Annotated in this window: 17 protein-coding genes; 11 read left to right on the top strand and 6 right to left on the bottom strand. The window is 65.4% G+C overall.

Annotated elements, in window-relative coordinates; translation table 11 throughout:
- The gene (locus AC6JAC_RS10325) at nucleotides 1–753 is read left to right on the top strand and encodes a lipoate--protein ligase family protein (protein ID WP_028269064.1); all 753 of its coding nucleotides are present in this window, start codon (nucleotides 1–3) and stop codon (nucleotides 751–753) included.
- Here AC6JAC_RS10325 and AC6JAC_RS10330 read toward each other — a convergent pair.
- Nucleotides 750–1007: a mycoredoxin gene (locus AC6JAC_RS10330; protein WP_011692168.1), complete on the bottom strand. Its 258-nt coding sequence runs from the start codon at nucleotides 1005–1007 to the stop codon at nucleotides 750–752. The two genes, AC6JAC_RS10325 and AC6JAC_RS10330, sit on opposite strands and share 4 nt — an antisense overlap.
- Nucleotides 1008–1199: 192 nt before the next feature.
- Here AC6JAC_RS10330 and AC6JAC_RS10335 point away from each other — a divergent pair, with 192 nt between their 5' ends.
- Entirely contained in the window at nucleotides 1200–1946 is a 747-nt protein-coding gene (locus AC6JAC_RS10335; RefSeq protein WP_497964579.1) for an SOS response-associated peptidase, read from the top strand.
- Nucleotides 1947–1955: 9 nt separating this feature from the next.
- Here the strand turns inward: AC6JAC_RS10335 and AC6JAC_RS10340 are convergent, their stop codons facing one another.
- Entirely contained in the window at nucleotides 1956–2378 is a 423-nt protein-coding gene (locus tag AC6JAC_RS10340; RefSeq protein WP_028269066.1) for a VOC family protein, read from the bottom strand.
- Nucleotides 2379–2392: 14 nt separating this feature from the next.
- Here AC6JAC_RS10340 and AC6JAC_RS10345 point away from each other — a divergent pair, with 14 nt between their 5' ends.
- Entirely contained in the window at nucleotides 2393–2719 is a 327-nt protein-coding gene (locus tag AC6JAC_RS10345; RefSeq protein WP_028269067.1) for a chorismate mutase, read from the top strand.
- A gap of 40 nt (nucleotides 2720–2759) precedes the next feature.
- Here AC6JAC_RS10345 and AC6JAC_RS10350 read toward each other — a convergent pair whose 3' ends face one another.
- Nucleotides 2760–3146 (bottom strand): hypothetical protein, encoded by a 387-nt coding sequence (locus tag AC6JAC_RS10350; RefSeq protein ID WP_347899185.1) that lies wholly within the window; start codon nucleotides 3144–3146, stop codon nucleotides 2760–2762.
- 173 nt (nucleotides 3147–3319) lie between these two features.
- Between AC6JAC_RS10350 and AC6JAC_RS10355 the strand changes: the two genes are divergently transcribed.
- The 7 genes from AC6JAC_RS10355 (at nucleotide 3320) to pdxS (ending at nucleotide 12594) form a co-directional block, all read left to right on the top strand.
- Nucleotides 3320–4108, top strand: a complete 789-nt coding sequence (locus tag AC6JAC_RS10355) for a GNAT family N-acetyltransferase (protein WP_497964582.1) — start codon at nucleotides 3320–3322, stop codon at nucleotides 4106–4108.
- A 194-nt stretch (nucleotides 4109–4302) separates the two neighbouring features.
- On the top strand, nucleotides 4303–4629 hold the full coding sequence (locus AC6JAC_RS10360; RefSeq protein WP_028269069.1) for a DUF6504 family protein: 327 nt from the start codon (nucleotides 4303–4305) through the stop codon (nucleotides 4627–4629).
- On the top strand, nucleotides 4626–8126 hold the full coding sequence (locus AC6JAC_RS10365) for a DNA polymerase III subunit alpha (protein WP_497964584.1): 3501 nt from the start codon (nucleotides 4626–4628) through the stop codon (nucleotides 8124–8126). The genes AC6JAC_RS10360 and AC6JAC_RS10365 overlap by 4 nt, the downstream gene beginning before the upstream one ends.
- 143 nt (nucleotides 8127–8269) lie before the next feature.
- Complete coding sequence (gene thrS / locus AC6JAC_RS10370; protein WP_028269071.1) at nucleotides 8270–10279, top strand: threonine--tRNA ligase; 2010 nt, start codon at nucleotides 8270–8272, stop codon at nucleotides 10277–10279.
- A gap of 16 nt (nucleotides 10280–10295) precedes the next feature.
- Nucleotides 10296–10886, top strand: coding sequence for an HIT family protein (locus AC6JAC_RS10375; protein ID WP_028269072.1), 591 nt, complete (start codon nucleotides 10296–10298; stop codon nucleotides 10884–10886).
- Nucleotides 10879–11502: a phosphatidylinositol phosphate synthase gene (gene pgsA, locus AC6JAC_RS10380; protein WP_028269073.1), complete on the top strand. Its 624-nt coding sequence runs from the start codon at nucleotides 10879–10881 to the stop codon at nucleotides 11500–11502. Before AC6JAC_RS10375 ends, pgsA begins: the two co-directional genes overlap by 8 nt.
- 165 nt (nucleotides 11503–11667) lie before the next feature.
- Nucleotides 11668–12594 carry a pyridoxal 5'-phosphate synthase lyase subunit PdxS gene (pdxS, locus tag AC6JAC_RS10385; RefSeq protein ID WP_011692158.1) on the top strand — a complete coding sequence of 309 codons (927 nt, stop codon included), beginning with the start codon at nucleotides 11668–11670 and terminating at the stop codon, nucleotides 12592–12594.
- Nucleotides 12595–12728: 134 nt separating this feature from the next.
- On the opposite strand, the gene AC6JAC_RS10390 is transcribed toward pdxS, so the two are convergent.
- Nucleotides 12729–14741: a M3 family metallopeptidase gene (locus AC6JAC_RS10390; protein ID WP_497964587.1), complete on the bottom strand. Its 2013-nt coding sequence runs from the start codon at nucleotides 14739–14741 to the stop codon at nucleotides 12729–12731.
- A gap of 82 nt (nucleotides 14742–14823) precedes the next feature.
- Between AC6JAC_RS10390 and AC6JAC_RS10395 the strand changes: the two genes are divergently transcribed.
- Nucleotides 14824–16110: a CapA family protein gene (locus AC6JAC_RS10395; RefSeq protein ID WP_497964589.1), complete on the top strand. Its 1287-nt coding sequence runs from the start codon at nucleotides 14824–14826 to the stop codon at nucleotides 16108–16110.
- A 28-nt stretch (nucleotides 16111–16138) separates the two neighbouring features.
- Here the strand turns inward: AC6JAC_RS10395 and AC6JAC_RS10400 are convergent, their stop codons facing one another.
- Together AC6JAC_RS10400 and AC6JAC_RS10405 are read right to left on the bottom strand one after the other, a co-directional pair.
- Entirely contained in the window at nucleotides 16139–16573 is a 435-nt protein-coding gene (locus AC6JAC_RS10400) for a protein-tyrosine phosphatase family protein (RefSeq protein WP_028269076.1), read from the bottom strand.
- 155 nt (nucleotides 16574–16728) lie between these two features.
- Complete coding sequence (locus tag AC6JAC_RS10405; protein ID WP_156037033.1) at nucleotides 16729–17037, bottom strand: hypothetical protein; 309 nt, start codon at nucleotides 17035–17037, stop codon at nucleotides 16729–16731.
- Nucleotides 17038–17311: the final 274 nt, after the last annotated feature.

Here is a 17311-nt window from a genome sequence, read left to right on the forward strand (position 1 = left end):
ATGCAGCATACGGCCGGCGCACCCGCCACGCTGACCATTGTCCGGCAGGAGCAGTCGCTGGGCGCGGCGCGTGACCTGGAGTTCGGTATTGAGTTGCTGGGCATGGCGAAGACGGGGCGGATCGGCCCGACGCTCAGGCTGTACCGCCCGGCTCCGACAGTCGCCTTTGGCCAGCGCGATGCCCACCTGCCCGGCTTTGAGGCGGCAGCGCAGGCGTGCCGTGAGCTCGGATTTGAGCCGCTGGTCCGCAAGGCTGGCGGCCGGGCTGCTGCGTATCACGAGGGAACGCTGATCGTGGACCACGTGGAGCCCCATGCCGATGCCATCGCCGGCGCCAAAGGGCGTTTCGCCTTCTTCGGCGGGATGCTGGCGGATGCGCTCCGGAGCGCCGGAGTCCAGGCCGCCGTCGGCGAAATCCCGGGGGAGTACTGCCCCGGGGAGTTCAGCGTCCATGGCCTGGACCCGGCGGATCCGCTGCACCGGGTAAAACTGATCGGCACCGCCCAACGGGTGGTGTCGGGCGGATGGCTGTTCAGCTCGGTGATCGTGGTGGAGAATTCCGCGCCGATCCGCAAGGTCCTCGAAGCCAGCTACGCAGCCCTTGGGCTTGACTGGGACCCGGCCACTGCCGGTGCCGTTGACGACCTCGTCCCCGGGCTGGACGTGGCCGCCATCGAAACTGCGGTCATCAACACCTATGCCGGGTATGCGCAGCTGGACTACGCGGATTTCGCCAGCCTGCGAGCGGGCTAGGCGGCGAGCCGGCTCTTGACTTCTGCTGCCGACGGGTTGGTGGCAGCGGTACCGTCCGGGAAGAGGACGGTGGGTACCGTGCGGTTGCCTCCGTTGAGCTGCTCCACCAGGTCGGCGGTGCCTTCGACTTCTTCGATGTTGATTTCGGTGTAGCCGATGCCCTGGGCGTCCAGCTGCTTCTTCAGACGGTTGCAGTAACCGCACCAGGTGGTCGAAAACATGGTGATGGTGCCGGATTCGGGAGTGAAATCCACGGAGTTCTCCTCAGTATCGTTAGTGCTCGTCGTTATCAAAGCAGATGTCTTTTCACTCAACGGTAACCCGGCGGCCGGTATTCCCCGGGCGCCGGGGCACCGCACCCCTGTTCCGGCGCCGTCCCCGCGGGCTCCCGCCCCGCCGGGTTACGCCGGGTGACACCGCTCCGGGGCGGGTGGCATGCTGGTGCCATGTGTGGACGCTACGTGATGGCCCGGGCCGTCGGGGACCTGCTGGCAGAATTTGACGCCGAACTGGACGAGGAGCTGGTGGTTCCGCCGTCGTGGAATGTTGCTCCGACCGCCGATGTGCCCATCGTGCTGGAGCGGCTGGTGGACGGCAGTCCGGTCCGGCAGCTGCATGTGGCCCGCTGGGGCCTCGTTCCGTCCTGGGCCAAGGACCCTTCCATCGGCTCGAAGATGATCAATGCGCGAAGCGAAAGCGTCCTGGAGAAGCCAGCCTTCCGCAAGGCGACCCGGTCCCGGCGCTGCGCGGTCCCGGCGGACGGCTATTACGAATGGAAGGGTGAAGGGCGCGGCAAGCAGCCCTACTATGTGCATCCGACGGACGGCCGGCCCCTGGTGTTCGCAGGACTCTACGAATGGTGGAAGGACCCGTCCAAGCCCGAGGGTGATCCGCAGCGGTGGATGTTGTCCACCTCCATCATGACGACGGACTCGCCGCCCGAAGGCTATGCCGGGGGAATGCTCGCCGAACTCACCGCCCTGCATGACAGGGTGCCGCTGCCCATGAACCGCGGGACGATGCAGGCATGGCTGGATCCGCAGGCGGATGACGCCGCCGGCCTGGTGGACCTGGTTCGTGCGGGTGCGCACGACGTCGCCGAAGGCTGGACCATCGATGCCGTGGGCACCGCCGTCGGGAATGTCAGAAATGACTCGCCCGAACTTATCCAGCCGGTGGGCAGCCTGTTCTAGCCGGTGACTCTAGACCGTGACGTTGCCGCCGGCGTCGACGGTCCACGTGGGATTGAAGGCGATTTCCCAGCGGAAACCGTCGGGATCGGCGAAGTACCCTGTATAGCCGCCCCACGGCTGGGTCTTCGGGGAGCCAACTACCGTTGCCCCGGCCGATTCCGCTTCCGCCATCACCCGGTCGACGTCCGCCGCGCTCCCCACGTTGTGGCTCAGCGTGATGCACGGGACGCCGGCGGGGCTGCCCACTGACGCCTCCGCCTGCATCTGGCCTGCGTCCCACAGCGAAAGAATCAGGCCGTGGTTGGCCTGGATAAAGACCACCTCGCCTGGGACTTCCCGGTGGACCGGCCAGCCCAGGCCGTCCACGTAGAAGGCTCGGGAGGCCTCGACACTGCGGACGCCCAATGAAATGAAGTCGACTCGAGGCTGCATTCTTAGATACTGTCATGCACATGCCCACAAATCACGGACACGACAAAGACGCCCAGGCCGACAGGGAACAGCTCGCGGCTGTCCGCGTGGCCGTCGATGAAGTTGACGAGCAGATTGTCACCCTGATTGCCCGCCGCGAACGTCTGATCCGGATTTCCGGGACGTTGAAGGGTGACGACGCGGAGGTCAGGGCTCCGGGCCGGGTGGAAAAGGTCATCCAACATGTCCGTGCCGCCGCCGAGAAAAAAGACATCGACCCGGACATTGTGGAGAAGACTTACCGCGCGATGATCACGGCTTTCACCGAGCTTGAGATGAAAGTGCACAACGCCAGCAGCTAGCGGCTCAAAGCGCAGCTAGCGCCTCAGGCGGATCCCACCCTCAGAGCGCTTCCTCCACGGGAACGTTCGCCTGGTATTCCCTGCCGTCGGCGTCGCTGAAGGCTGTCATCAGGTGGCCCTTTTCCAGCCCCAGGACCGTGGTCATGGGAAAGTTGCCGGTAATGGTGTTGCCGGAATGCGAAACGCCGCTGAGATCGAAATTCTCCTCAGTGCCGTCGTGGCTGAAGCAGTAGAAGGACACAGCTTCGCCGTTCATGAACTCGATTCCCATTCTTCGTTGATGGGAATGATCCGGTGTGGACGCGACGAGGCCAACGACATAGGCGCCCGCCCCGGGGATATTGCCGTCTATATCAAAAGTCGCCACCAAGGTGGAATCCTTGGCGGCGATGGCTACGTGCTTCAGGAGTGCGTCATGGGAGCTCATGGCTCAATCCTGCCCCCCTCGCCCGCGTCCGTCCACCCCTGATTCAGGTTTTGTCAGGGCTCCGGCGCAGTCGCGATTCATTAGAAGATATATTCGATTGTTTGCAGCATCGGGGTGCCCCGACCGGCCGGCGGCCTTCACGTCCAGGCCCGGCAACGGTACCGTGGGGGCCCATGACTTCTGCAGACCAATTTCTAGCGGCATACGATCGGCAACTCCGGACGGACGCGGAGACCCAGGGGGCGCTCGCCGTCGAGCGGCTGGGGCCCTTGCTGATGTGCACCTTCGCGGGCGGCCGGGGTTTCGTGACGTACCGAAATCTCGATGGAGCCGGTTCCCGGGCGATTGCCCGGTGGGTATTGGAAGCGCTCGCGCACTTCCGCAGGGATCCCTCCGTGGTGCGGGTGGAGTGGAAAACCCGCGGCCATGATCATGCGCCCGGACTCCATGACGCGCTGTTGCGAAGCGGATTTGAACCCGAAGAGGAGGAGTCGATCATGATCGGCCGGGTGGCCTCCTTGATCTCAGCGGTACCACTCCCGCCCGGAGTGACCCTGCGCAAGGTGGCCGCGGAAGCGGATGTCCGCGCCATGAGCGCCATGCAGGACGAAGTTTTCGGCGGTCAGGTGTCGGACGAAAACGCCGAAGCGCTCCTGCGCCGCGTGGCGTGCGGCGACGGGATGGAGCTCTGGGTTGCCGAACATCAGGGATTGATCGTGAGTGCGGGCCGCCTGGAGCCCGTGCCTGGTACCGACTTCGCAGGAATCTGGGGCGGTGCAACGCGCGAAGAGTGGCGCAGCCAGGGGATTTACCGGGCCGTCACCGCGGCCCGGGCCCAGTCCGCTGTGAAGCTGGGAAAGAAGTTCATCCACAGCGACTCGACCAGCTACTCGCGGCCGATCCTGGAGCGCTACGGGTTTCTCCGGGTATCAACAACCACGCCGTACTGTTGGCGGCGCTGACGCCAAAACGTCCCGTAAAGCTCCTGGTTCCGGCCCCGGGAAGGCTTGTGTAGGTTTTGTCCCGGCTCCGGCGTAGAATTGATTATTCGAAGATATATTCGAAAGAATTGTTTCGAACGAATCATTTCAGAACTTCCCTGCACCGGTCCGCTCCTGCGTGGCGGCCGGGGGGAGTGCACTTCCGGGAGGCGCCGATGGGCTTGTTCAGCGAGGGTGTCGACGTCGTCTGCACGCCCGCCGGCCAGCCTTCGGCGCTCACCTGGGCCGGCCGTCATTACACTGTCTGCGCAGAGCCCGTGCGCTGGTTTGAACGCAGGCGGTGGTGGGCCGAAGAAACCCGCGCACCGCTGGGTACCGGACCGGGACTTGTGGATCACGAGATCTGGCGCGTCCAGGTCCGGCCTTCTGCTGCGAACGCGGAGCCGGAAGAAGCCCTCACCCTCGACCTGACCAGGGACATCGGCAGCGGCCGGTGGCGGTTGCTGAAAATCCACGATGCCCTGAGGCCTCGATCAGCATGAGCTTCACCCATCTTCATGTTTCCACCGCCTTCAGCGCACATTACGGGGTCTCCTGGCCGGATGAGCTTGCCCAGGCTGCCGCCGCCGACGGCGCCACCGCGCTTGCCTGCACCGACAGGAACGGCCTGTACGGCACCGTCAAACACCTCAAGGCCTGCATGGCGGCGGGACTGGATCCCGTCGTCGGGGTTGACCTTGCGGTCTATGACGACGACGGCGACCTCCGGACCCAGCTCGCGGGCCGCGTCGTCGTGCTTGCCCACGGACACAACAAGGGTGCCGGCTACCGGGCCCTCTGCCGCCTGATTTCAGACGCCCATGCCCGTACCTCCGGCAAAGCCGGGGGAGTGGTGCCCGTCGCGGTCACCCGCGCCGAAATCGCTTCCAGGGCTCTGCATCCGGAAACGCTGGAACCGGTGCTGACTGTGCTGGTGGGCCCGGACTCGGACGTTGGCAGGGCGATGAGCGGCCGCCGGTACCTTCGGCCCCGCACGTTGTTCAAGCAGTGGCTGGAGAGCATGCCCAAGGGAACCGTGGCAGCCGAAGTCGTGTCCCACCTCAGCGCTCCCGGGGAGCCCCTGAGCACCGCCCACGCCGTGCGCATGCTCAAACTCGCTGCCGAGCACGGAATTCCTGCCGTCCTGACCAACGCCGTGCGGTACTGCGCGGAGGACGGGGCCGCCACAGCGGATGTGCTGGACTCTGCCCGAACCCTGAAATCCCTGACCGAACTGACCGAGGAGCCGTTGCTTCAGCCCAACGGCCGCGGGTGGCTGAAGACATCAGCCCAAATGCTCGAGCTCGGCAAGGAAATCATCCATGCCGCCGGCTACGGCGCCACCGACCTCACCAGGCTGCTCGGCCAAACCGAGGCGCTCGCGGACCGCTGCCGGATGGACCCGGTCACGGACATGGGATGGAAACAGCCGGTGGTTCCCGAAGCTTCGGTCATCGGCATTGCCGGCGATCCGCTGGCCGAACTGACCCTGCGCTGCGAGGCCGGCATCAGCCGTCGGTTCCCGGGGATCTCAGGGCGGCCCGAGGCGGAAATGCGGGCGAGGCTGGAGCATGAACTGAGGATCATCGCCAACCTTGGCTTCGCCTCCTACTTCCTCACGGTGGCCGAGGTTTCCCGAATGATCCTGGACATGGGAGTCAGGGCGGCCGCCCGGGGTTCCGGCGCCTCCAGCCTGGTGAACTACCTGATCGACGTCAGCCAGGTGAACCCCCTGCAGCACGACCTCATTTTCGAACGGTTCCTCTCCAATGACCGGGCAACTCTTCCGGACATCGACATTGATGTGGAAAGCGCCGAGCGGCACAACGTCTACCGAAGGATCTTCGACCGCTTCGGGGCCGAGCGTGTCACCCTCATGAGCATGCAGAACGGCTACCGCGCTCGCGGTGCAGTCCGGGACGCCGGCCACGCACTGGGCATGGACGACGGCGACATCGGCGAGATCGCCAAGCAGCTGTGGCGGTTCTCGGCAAGGAACTTCCGTGAAGCCCTGGTGGAAAAACCCGAACTGAAGGAATTCGCAGGAAGGGTGGAGCAGCGCGAGTTCGCGGAAAACCAGCAACTGGACCTGCTCGTAGACCTGACCGAGAGGCTGGACCGCCTGCCACGGCACATTTCCATGCATCCCTGCGGCGTAATCCTTGGCGACGCCATGCTGCTGGACCGGACCCCCGTTCAGCCCAGCGGTCTCGGCCTGCCCATGAGCCAGTTCGATAAACACGACATGGATCCGATGGGGATGCTCAAGCTGGATGTCCTCGGCGTCCGAATGCAGAGCGCCATGGCTTTTGCCGTCCGTGAGGTGGTCCGGCTGCACCCTTCGAAGGCTGAGGTGGTGGCTGCAGGTGCCCATCCTCCCGGAGCGGACGGCACGGGACCGGACTTCATCTCAGCCGACGGGCACATTGACCTCAATGCCGTACCGCTCGATGACGAACCAACCTACGAGCTGATCCGAAGTACGCATACCCTGGGCTGTTTCCAGATCGAATCTCCCGGTCAGCGGGAACTGATCGGCAAAATGGCGCCGCGTGAATTCAACGACCTCATCATCGACATATCGCTGTTCCGCCCCGGGCCCATGAAATCGGACATGGTCCGTCCCTTCCTTGAACACCGCCACGGATTCGCGCCGGAGGTCTATCCGCACCCGGACCTCAAACCGGTGCTCCAGGAAACCCACGGCGTGACGGTCTTCCATGAGCAGATCCTGAAGACATTCGACGTCATGACCAAATGCGGGCTTGCCCGGGCTGATGAATTCCGCCGGGCCCTGGGGAACGAACTCCTGGAACCCAAAGTCGAGGAATTCTTCCGCAGGGAAGCCCGGGCGCGGGGTTACACCCCCGAGGTCGTGGACAAAGTCTGGGGAACCCTCAAGGCCTTTGGCAGCTTTGGCTTCTGCAAGGCACACGGGGCAGCCTTCGCCGTGCCCACCTATCAGTCGGCCTGGCTGAAGGCCCACCACCCCGAAGCTTTCCTCGCCGGGCTGTGGGAACACGATCCCGGCATGTATCCCAAGCGGCTCCTGGTGGCTGAAGCCCGGCGGCTGGGGATCCCCATCCTGCCCCTGGACATCAACAGGAGCCAGGCCGAGTACCGGGTGGAGCGGGTCGGATCAGGGCCTGACCGCGGGAGGCTTGGCATCCGGCTCAGCCTGAACGGCATCTACGGGCTCTCCGGGGCTGAACTGAAAAGGATCGTTGCCGGCCAGCCCTACGACTCACTGGCAGACCTGAGGGCTCGCTCCAGGCTGAGCAAGCCCAGCATCAAGCGGCTTGCCCAGCTGGGGGCTTTCGATGCGCTGCACCGGGAATCCGGCGGAGCCGCCAACCGGGCGGACCTCGTCCAGCACCTCCAGACCCTCCAGAACCGCCCGGGCAAGAAGGGCATTGAGGTCATCGAGGGCCAGCTGTCCCTGCCTCTTGGCGACGTTGAACTCAAGAACCTGAAGGCCGAACTTCCTGCTCCAAGCATGATCGAAAACGTGCGGGCCGAACTTGACCTGATGGCGGTGGATGTCAGCGAACACCTGATGGCCAGCCACCGGCCCCTGCTCGACCGGCTGGGCGTGACCACCGCGGATAAGCTCCTGGGACTCCGGAACGGCACCGAAGTGTTGGTGGCCGGGGTCCGGATTGCCACACAGACACCGCCGATGCGCGGCGGGCGCCGGGTGGTGTTCATCAGCATCGACGACGGAACAGGCTGCGTGGACTCCGTGTTCTTCCATGAGGCACAGGAACTGGCAGGACCGTTGCTGTTCGGCACCCGCCTGCTCCTGATCCGTGGCAACACCCGCAGGACCGGCCCCCGCGGGATCAGCATCAGCGCCACCATGGCCTGGGACCTCAGCCGCACCGAGACCCTCCCGTACCCGGAGCAGCAATCCACCGGCACCTGGGAACCTGCCCTCCAAGTACGGGGGCCGCTGGACGGAATCAGCCGCAACCTGGCCATCACGGGGCTTGGCAGCTGAACCCCAACTCCGGAAGGGCGGGGGACGCGCGTCCCGGCCGCCGCTTTGGTCGGCCTCTCTCCCAACCGATAGCATGGACGAGGCTGGCTGTGGTCCCCGTACGCCACAAGCTACGAAGCCTTAACTTTGAATAGGAGACACCCGTGTCAGATGCCCAGCAGATCACCCTCATCGTCGACGGCGAAGAGACCAAGGTGACTACCGGGACCACCGGCGCGGAACTCTTTTTTGAGCGCCGCGACGTCGTTGTCGCCCGAGTAAACGGCGAACTGAAAGACCTCGACCAGCCGCTCCCCGAGGGCGCGGACATCGAAGGGGTCACCATCGATTCCCCGGACGGCCTCAACGTCCTCCGGCACTCGACCGCCCACGTCATGGCCCAGGCCGTGCAGCAGCTGCGTCCCGACGCCAAGCTCGGCATCGGTCCCTACATCACCGACGGCTTCTACTTCGACTTCGACGTCGCCGAGCCGTTCACCCCGGAAGACCTGAAGACCCTGGAAAAGATGATGCTCAAAATCATCAACCAGAACCAGAAGTTCGTCCGCCGCGTGGTGTCCGAGGACGAAGCCCGCGAAGCCATGAAGGACGAGCCCTACAAGCTGGAACTGCTGGGCAAGAAGAACGACGCCGCAGACGCCGGCGAAGGCGTCAACGTCGAGGTGGGCGCCGGCGACATCACCATCTACGACAACGTGGACCGCAAGAGCGGGGACAGCGTCTGGTGCGACCTGTGCCGCGGCCCCCACCTGCCCAACACCAAGCTCATCTCCAACGCCTTCGCCCTGACCCGGTCCTCCGCCGCCTACTGGCTGGGCAACCAGAACAACCAGCAGCTGCAGCGCATCTACGGCACCGCCTGGCCCACCAAGGACGCACTCAAGGCCTACCAGGAGCGCATCGCCGAGGCCGAGCGCCGCGACCACCGCAAGCTCGGTGCCGAGCTGGACCTCTTCTCCTTCCCGGACGAGCTGGGATCCGGCCTGCCGGTGTTCCACCCCAAGGGCGGCATCATCCGCAAGGCCATGGAGGATTACTCCCGCCAGCGGCACGTCGATGCAGGGTACGAGTTCGTCTACACCCCGCACATCACCAAGGGGCACCTGTACGAGGTCTCGGGCCACCTGGACTGGTACAAGGAGGGCATGTTCCCGGCGATGCACATCGACGCGGAACTCAATGAGGACGGCACCGTGCGCAAGCCCGGCCAGGACTACTACCTGAAGCCGATGAACTGCCCCATGCACAACCTGATCTTCCGTTCCCGCGGACGCTCCTACCGCGAACTGCCCCTGCGGCTGTTCGAATTCGGTTCGGTATACCGCTACGAAAAGTCGGGCGTGGTGCACGGCCTGACCCGAGTGCGCGGCATGACACAGGACGACGCCCACATCTACTGCACCCGCGAGCAGATGAAGGATGAGCTCACCACCACGCTGAACTTCGTCCTGGGCCTGCTCAAGGACTACGGCCTGGACGACTTCTACCTGGAGCTTTCCACCAAGAACGAAGACAAGTTCGTGGGCGACGACGCCACCTGGGAGGAAGCAACCCGCACCCTCGCCGAAGTGGCCGAAGCCTCGGGCCTGGAGCTCGTCCCGGACCCGGGCGGAGCCGCGTTCTACGGCCCGAAGATCTCCGTCCAGGCGAAGGACGCCCTCGGCCGCACCTGGCAGATGTCCACCATCCAGCTGGACTTCAACCTGCCTGAGCGCTTCGAACTCGAGTTCCAGGCCGCCGACGGCACCCGCCAGCGCCCGGTGATGATCCACCGCGCCCTGTTCGGTTCCGTGGAACGGTTCATGGGTGTACTGACTGAGCACTATGCCGGCGCTTTCCCGGCATGGCTCGCACCGGTGCAGGTGGTGGGCGTCCCCGTGGCGGAGGCCTTCAACGACTACATGTTCGACGTCGTGGGCCAGCTTAAGGCCGCCGGTATCCGTGCGGAGGTGGACATCTCCTCCGACCGGTTCCCGAAGAAGATCCGCACCGCCAGCAAGGACAAGATTCCGTTCGTCCTCATTGCCGGTGGCGAGGACGCCGAGGCCGGAGCAGTCTCGTTCCGGTTCCGCGACGGCAGCCAGGACAACGGCGTGCCGGTGGCCGAAGCTGTCCAGAGGATTGTCGACGCCGTCCGCAACCGGACCAGCTAGCGGAATGGCAGGCGACGTGCAGGAGAACACAGGCGCTGGCGGAGGATATCCGGGCGACGGCGACGTGACCGATGAATTCGGTCTGGCCGGCGTTCCGGACGCTTTCCAGCGCCTGTGGACCCCGCACCGCATGGCCTACATCAAGGGCGGGCAGCACCAGTTCAAGAACAAGGATGACTGCCCGTTCTGTGTGGCCCCTGCCCGCAGTGACGAAGACTCCCTGATTGTCTACCGCGGGCGCACCGCCTACGTGGTCCTGAACCTTTTCCCGTACAACCCGGGCCACCTGCTGATCTGCCCTTACCGGCACGTTCCGGACTACACGGACCTGACCGTGGAGGAAACCGCGGAATTCGCGGCGCTGACCCAGGCCTCGATGCGGGTCCTGCGCAAGGTGTCCAACCCCGGAGGGTTCAACCTCGGCATGAACCAGGGCGTGGTGGGAGGGGCCGGAATCGCCGGCCACCTGCACCAGCACGTCGTTCCGCGCTGGGGCGGGGACGGCAACTTTTTCCCCATCATCGCCCAGACAAAGGCAATCACGCAGACGCTCGGCGAGGTCCGCCAGCAGGTCGCCGAGGCCTGGCCGGAGGACGAGCATGCTTAACCGGCATGCCCGCGGGTTTTTCACCGCACTGTTCTCCCCGCTTGCCCGGTGGCTCCTGAAGATCGGTGTTTCGCCCGATGCCATCACCATCGTGGGGACGGCAGGCGTGGTGGTGGGCGCCCTGGTGTTCTACCCGCTGGGTCAGCTGTGGTGGGGAACGCTGTTTATTACGGCCTTCATTTTCTCCGACGTCCTTGACGGCATCATGGCCCGGATGCAGGAGCGGGGCGGGCGCTGGGGCAACTTCCTGGATTCCACCCTGGACCGGGTTGCCGACGGCGCCCTGTTTGCCGGTCTTGGCATCTGGTTCTTCACGGGAGGCGCGGACCACGCGATCGCCATCGCCGCCGTCGTGTGCCTGGTGCTTGGCATGGTGGTCTCCTATGCGCGGGCCAAGGCCGAGGCTCTCGGCTTCCACGCAAACGTCGGCATTGCCGAGCGCGCCGAACGGCTGGTGTCTGTTCTGGTGGTCACCGGATTCACCGGGCTCGGGCTCCCCAGCGTGGTCCTGCTGGTGACCCTGACCCTCCTGGCCGCGGCCAGCCTGGTGACCGTGGTCCAGCGGATCGCCACCGTGCACCGGCAGTCGCTGGAGGAGACGGGACTGCCGGGGTAACCCGAATTCAGCAGCGTCGCAGCGTGGGACTAGTATTAGCAGTACCTGGTCATTGGATCCGGTAATCCGGTGTGCGCGCGGCGTGGCTTTCCCGTCTGTGCTGCCGCCTGCGCCGGGACCGAGAGACCGGATCTACGTAACATCTAGCTACCCATAGGGGTTTTTGTGTCTACACCTGATGTAAGCAGCGAAGCCGGCTCGTCCGCCAACAGCGTCACGGGCAGCAACCGCGTCAAGCGCGGCATGGCCGAGATGCTCAAGGGCGGCGTCATCATGGACGTCGTCAACGTCGAACAGGCCCGCATCGCCGAAGACGCCGGTGCCGTGGCCGTGATGGCGCTGGAACGCGTTCCGGCCGATATCCGGGCCCAGGGCGGCGTGTCCCGCATGTCCGATCCGGACATGATCGACAAGATCATCGAAGCCGTGTCCGTGCCGGTCATGGCCAAGGCCCGGATCGGCCACTTCGTCGAAGCCCAGGTCCTGCAGTCCCTCGGCGTGGACTACATCGACGAGTCCGAGGTCCTGACCCCGGCCGACTACGTCAACCACATCGACAAGTGGAACTTCAAGGTTCCCTTCGTCTGTGGCGCCACCAACCTCGGTGAGGCCCTGCGCCGCATCAACGAGGGCGCGGCCATGATCCGCTCCAAGGGCGAGGCCGGCACCGGCGACGTCTCCAACGCCACCGGCCACATGCGCCAGATCCGTTCCGAGATCGCCAAGCTCGCCGCCCTTCCCGAGGACGAGCTTTACGTCGCGGCCAAGGAACTGCAGGCCCCGTACGAACTGGTCAAGGAAGTCGCTGCCGCCGGCAAGCTCCCGGTGGTGCTGTTCACCGCGGGCGGCATCGCCACCCCGGCCGACGCCGCGATGATGATGCAGCTCGGCGCTGACGGCGTGTTCGTCGGCTCCGGCATTTTCAAGTCCGGCAACCCGGCCCAGCGCGCCGCCGCCGTCGTGAAGGCCACCACCTTCTTCGATGACCCGGACGTCATCGCCAAGGCCTCCCGCGGCCTGGGCGAAGCCATGGTGGGCATCAACGTGGACGAGATCCCGCAGCCGCACCGCCTCGCCGAGCGCGGCTGGTAACAGCTTCACAAGCAGTACGACGCCGGGCGGTCACCTTGTTGGTGACCGCCCGGCGTCGTTGTTTCCCCGTCGGTTGCTCCCTAACTGCCCTTATCGGCGCCTAAAACGGCGTCCACGGAGCAATCGATGAAAGGTCAGTCCAAACCGCGGCGCTTCAGCAGCGGCTCCAGCCTCGCGTCCCGGCCGCGGAAGGCACGGAACGAGTCCAGCGGTTCGCGGCTGTTGCCGCGGGAGAGCAGTTCAGCCCGGAAGAAGTCGCCGTTGGCACGGCTGAGTCCGCCGTTTTCCTTGAACCATTCAACGGTGTCCGCATCCAGTACTTCGCTCCAGATGTAGGAGTAGTACCCTGCGGCGTAACCGTCGCCGGCGAAGATGTGCTGGAAATAGCCGGTCCGGTACCGCGGCGGAATCAGGCTGTGTGCCACCCCGGCCGCGGCGAGGGCCTTGGCTTCGAACGCCAGGACGTCCGCCGGGACCCCGGATTCGTCCAGGACATGCCAGGCGAGGTCCAGCAGCGCCGCGCCCAGGTACTCCGTGGTGCCGAAGCCTTCGCCCCACAGCTGCGATTCGTTGAGCTTGTCCACGATGTCCTGGGCAAGGGGCTCGCCGGTCACATGGTGGCGGGCATAATTGGCCAGCACCTCAGGCCACATGATCCACATTTCGTTGACCTGGGACGGGTACTCCACAAAATCGCGCGGAACGGCGGTCCCGGAGAACCGGGGGAAGGTCACGTTGGAAAACAGTCCGTGCAGGGCATGGCCGAATTCGTGGAACGCGGTCCGGAGCTCGTCCAGGGTCAGCAGCGTCGGCTCGCCCGCCGGAGGCTTGGAAATGTTCAGGTTGTTGATCACCACCGGCTTGGTACCCAGCAGCGCGGACTGATCCACTAGCGAGTTCATCCAGGCGCCGCCGCGTTTGGACTCGCGGGAATAGTAGTCGCCCAGGAACAGGCCCAGTTCGGAGCCGTCCTCGTTGCGGACCTCCCAGACCCGGACATCGGGGTGGTAGCCCTTGAGGTCGGGCCGCTCGTGGAAGGTGACACCGTACAGGGAAGTCGCGGCGTAGAAGACACCGTCGCGAAGGACGCGGTCCAGTTCGAAGTAGGGCCGCAGCGCCTGCTCGTCGACGCTGTACCGCTCCCGCCGCACCTTCGCGGAATAGTACGCCCAGTCCCACGCCTCGAGCGGATGGCCTGCAACCTCTGCAAGGGCGGCCGCCTCGGCGTCGGCATTCCGGACCGCCGCAGGTGCCAACCGGTTCATCATCGACTGCACGGCCTCAAAATCAGGGGCAGTCTGCCGGTCAACGGTGAGTTCGGCGTAGTTGGCGAATCCCAAAAGCCGGGCCTTCTCCGCCCGGAGCGCCACCATGGACTTCACCAGGTCCCTCACATCCAGGCTGCCCCCGCTGCTGCCGCGGCTGATGGACGCCTCGTAGAGCCGGCGGCGGACCTCGCGGTTTTCCAGGGATGCCATGGCGGGCTGGTTGCTGGGCTGGATCAGGGTGAGCAGGTACTTGCCGTCGTGTCCGGCTGCCCGGGCGGCTTCGGCGGCGCTGGCAATGTCATCCGCCGGCAGCCCGGACAGCTCAACGGCATCGTCGAGCAGCAGGGCCGAGGTCTTCATGGCTTCCTTGACGCGCTGCCCGAATTCGGTGCCCAACCGGGACAGCTCTGCGTTCACCGCCCTCAGCCGGTCCTGGCCGGCATCCTCGAGCTGGATCCCGGACTGGCGGAACTCCTTGAGGTACTCCTCCACGAGCCTGGCTGATTCATCGTCGAGGCCGGTGGTGTCCACGGCGGCGAACCGGTCAAAGAGCCGCCGGTTCATGTAGACGGCATCCTGGTGGGCGGAAAACTCCGGGGACAGCTCGGTTTCGAGTGCCCGGATGCCGTCCGAGGCGTCCGCCGAGACCAGGGTGAAAAACGATGCGGCAGCGCGCTGGAGGAGCTGCCCGGAGCGTTCCATTGCCAGGACGGTATTTTCGAAGGCGGCGGGTTCGGTGTTGTCCACAATGGCCTGAATTTCGGCGAGGTGTTCCGCCAGGCCGGACCGGACCGCTTCGGAATAGTCGGCCTCGTCGATCTCGGCAAACGGGGGGAGCCCGAACGGCAAAGGACTGGGAGTAAGGAGGGGGTTGGTCATGAAGCAACACTTTCATGTAACCGGACGGTTCTCAATGGTGATTTGACGGGCTGCCGGGATTGGCCGCCGTAGGATGGCGGACATGGGGGAACTCGCAAGGATGCCGCTGAAAATCCACCGTGGACGGGTAGCCGCGGCGTTCGCCGTGGCCGTCCTGCTGTCCGGCCTGACGTCGTGCGGCGTCATTGCCGAACAGGGCACCGGCCAGCGCCCGGCCGGCGCAGCACGCACGACGGCGGCCGTGGCACCGCCGTCGTCAACTGCCCCGGCGGTGGCCGCTCCCTCTCCCGAACCCACACCTGAAACCACGCCGGGCAAAGGCCCCGCCTGCGCTGCCGTCCGGTGCACGTCAGTCCTGGTGACCGGAGACATGCTGGTGCATGCCCAGCTGTGGGACCAGGCCCGCGCCGACGCCGCCGCCCTCGGAAAGCCGGGCCTGGACTTCACCCCGCTGCTCGAGGGCCAGCGGGCGTACATCGGCGAAAGCGACCTCGCCATCTGCCATCAGGAAACTCCGGTCGCGGACGCCGACGGCCCCTTCTCGGCCTATCCGTCGTTCAACGTGCCGCCGCAGATCGCCGCGGCGGCCAACGACGTTGGCTACCAGGCCTGCACCACCGCCAGCAACCACACCATCGACCGAGGAACCGACGGCCTGGTCCGTACACTGGACGCGCTGGACGCTGCCGGCTTGAAGCACACCGGTTCCTACCGGACCGAGGCGGAATCGCAAGGGATCCTGCTTCTGCAGACCGACGCCGCGAAAATCGCCGTGATTGAGGCCGCCTATGGCCTGAACGGGCAATACCCCGAGCACGCCTGGCAGGTGGACATGCTGGACGCGCCCGCGATGATTGCCAAGGCGAAAAAGGCAAGGGCGCTGGGCGCGGACATTGTGCTCGGAGTGATGCACGCCGGGGACGAGTATGCCAGTGCTCCGAATGCCCAGCAGCAGGAGACGGCCCACGCCCTGGTGGACAGCGGTCAGTTCACCATGGTCTACGGCCACCACACCCATTCCGTGCTGCCCATCGAGAACTACAAGGGGACCTGGATTGTGTACGGGCTGGGTAACGGCGTCACGGAGCTGTCCCCCTGGTATGTGGTGAACAATGAGGGACTGCTGGTTCGGGCGCAGTTCAGCCAGGACGAGGCCGGAAAATGGTCAGCCTCGGACCTGGCCTGGGTGCCGTCAGTGATCGTCCGCGACCCGTACCGCTGGTGTTCCGTGGCGGCCGACGCGCCGCAGGGACCGTGCGCCGGGGCGGAGGCCGATGCGGCGACGCGCCTGCGCACCGGGACCGTGGTGGAATCGATGGGTGCAGCGGCTGCGGGTGCCCATGAGCTGATCCTTTCCGCCAAACCGTGAAGGCAGCCGCAACAGGACCTGTACCGTCTCAGGTGATCCGGCGGGCAACATGCCTGACGTACCAGTGCTGCCAGGGCGTCTCCACCGCCGGCCCGTAGTGCTCCCGGACATAGGAGACGGCGTGTCCCGGTGCGACGCCGTCCAGGATGGCGATGCAGGCAAGGGCCGTGCCGGTCCTGCCGTGCCCGCCCTGGCAGGCAATTTCGACGCGTTCCGATTCTGCCCGCACCCATGCTTCCCGCAGGGCCTCCATGGCGTCGTCTTCATTGAGGGGCAACCAGAAGTCCGGCCAGCGCACCCACCGTTGGTCCCACACGGTCCGGGCCGGACGCCTGCCCAGCAGGTAGACCCCGAAGTCGGGGTCGGGACCCGGCGGAAGCGGCCGGCGCAGTGCCCGGCCGCGGATTCGCCGGCCGGAGGGGAAACTGACGACGCCGCGATCACCCGGATCCCATGTGCTCATGGTTTGACTCTGGCATCGGATTGCCGGAACGGGAAGGGCGTGTTGCCCGAGCCCGTCTTAAAGCGGCGAAAAGGGAGGGACATCGCCGCGGGCGATGCCCCTCCCTGCCGCCTCGCACCTGTTCCTGCGGACCGGTGGGCTAGGCGGCTGGCCGCCTAGTTGTAATCGTAATGATCCCGATCGTGGCGGCGGTCACGGTCACAGTCGCTGTGCCAGTACCAGTGATGGTGGTAGTAGTGCCAGTGACCATGCTTGTAGCACTTGCGGTGGTCGCGGTCCCGATCGCGGTCGCGATCCCGGTCACGGTTGTAGTGGTCCGTGTAACCCTGGTAGTTCTCAGCCGAAATCGTGACGGTCTTCAGGCCCGTATCCGCTGCTGCTGGTCCGGCAGCCATTGCCGTACCCCCAACACCGAGTCCTGCAGCCAGCAGGGTGGATGCGAGCAATCCCATTGACCTCTTCATGAGATCTTCCTATCTTGTGATTCATTCCCAGGTGTAGGCCGCAGGCGGCGGGCAGGGCGGAATAACCCATCATGGATCAGTGTGGGTTCTGGCGCGCCACGCTAAAGGCGGCGCCGGATAAGATTCCGGTCGGACGCTTGTCTGCGGTTGATGGCCCCAAATTTACGCGACGATACGTTCCGTGAATCGGCGCATTGCCCCATTTTTGCAGTGACTGATTCAAGCGGCGGCGCAGAGCCCCAGCCGCATTTGGGAACCTCCGTGCCCCACGGTG

It is taken from the genome of Arthrobacter sp. KUASC02 (genome assembly GCF_059739395.1).

Bases quoted from the DNA above. Each gene is read 5' to 3' on its own strand.
- AC6JAC_RS10325 (WP_028269064.1), top strand. From the start codon at position 1: ATGCAGCATACGGCCGGCGCACCCGCCACGCTGACCATTGTCCGGCAG.
- AC6JAC_RS10335 (WP_497964579.1), top strand. From the start codon at position 1,200: ATGTGTGGACGCTACGTGATGGCCCGGGCCGTCGGGGACCTGCTGGCA.
- AC6JAC_RS10390 (WP_497964587.1), bottom strand. From the start codon at position 14,741: ATGACCAACCCCCTCCTTACTCCCAGTCCTTTGCCGTTCGGGCTCCCC.
- AC6JAC_RS10355 (WP_497964582.1), top strand. From the start codon at position 3,320: ATGACTTCTGCAGACCAATTTCTAGCGGCATACGATCGGCAACTCCGG.
- AC6JAC_RS10395 (WP_497964589.1), top strand. From the start codon at position 14,824: ATGGGGGAACTCGCAAGGATGCCGCTGAAAATCCACCGTGGACGGGTA.
- AC6JAC_RS10405 (WP_156037033.1), bottom strand. From the start codon at position 17,037: ATGAAGAGGTCAATGGGATTGCTCGCATCCACCCTGCTGGCTGCAGGA.
- AC6JAC_RS10360 (WP_028269069.1), top strand. From the start codon at position 4,303: ATGGGCTTGTTCAGCGAGGGTGTCGACGTCGTCTGCACGCCCGCCGGC.
- AC6JAC_RS10365 (WP_497964584.1), top strand. From the start codon at position 4,626: ATGAGCTTCACCCATCTTCATGTTTCCACCGCCTTCAGCGCACATTAC.
- AC6JAC_RS10400 (WP_028269076.1), bottom strand. From the start codon at position 16,573: ATGAGCACATGGGATCCGGGTGATCGCGGCGTCGTCAGTTTCCCCTCC.
- AC6JAC_RS10345 (WP_028269067.1), top strand. From the start codon at position 2,393: ATGCACATGCCCACAAATCACGGACACGACAAAGACGCCCAGGCCGAC.
- AC6JAC_RS10340 (WP_028269066.1), bottom strand. From the start codon at position 2,378: ATGCAGCCTCGAGTCGACTTCATTTCATTGGGCGTCCGCAGTGTCGAG.
- AC6JAC_RS10350 (WP_347899185.1), bottom strand. From the start codon at position 3,146: ATGAGCTCCCATGACGCACTCCTGAAGCACGTAGCCATCGCCGCCAAG.
- pgsA (WP_028269073.1), top strand. From the start codon at position 10,879: ATGCTTAACCGGCATGCCCGCGGGTTTTTCACCGCACTGTTCTCCCCG.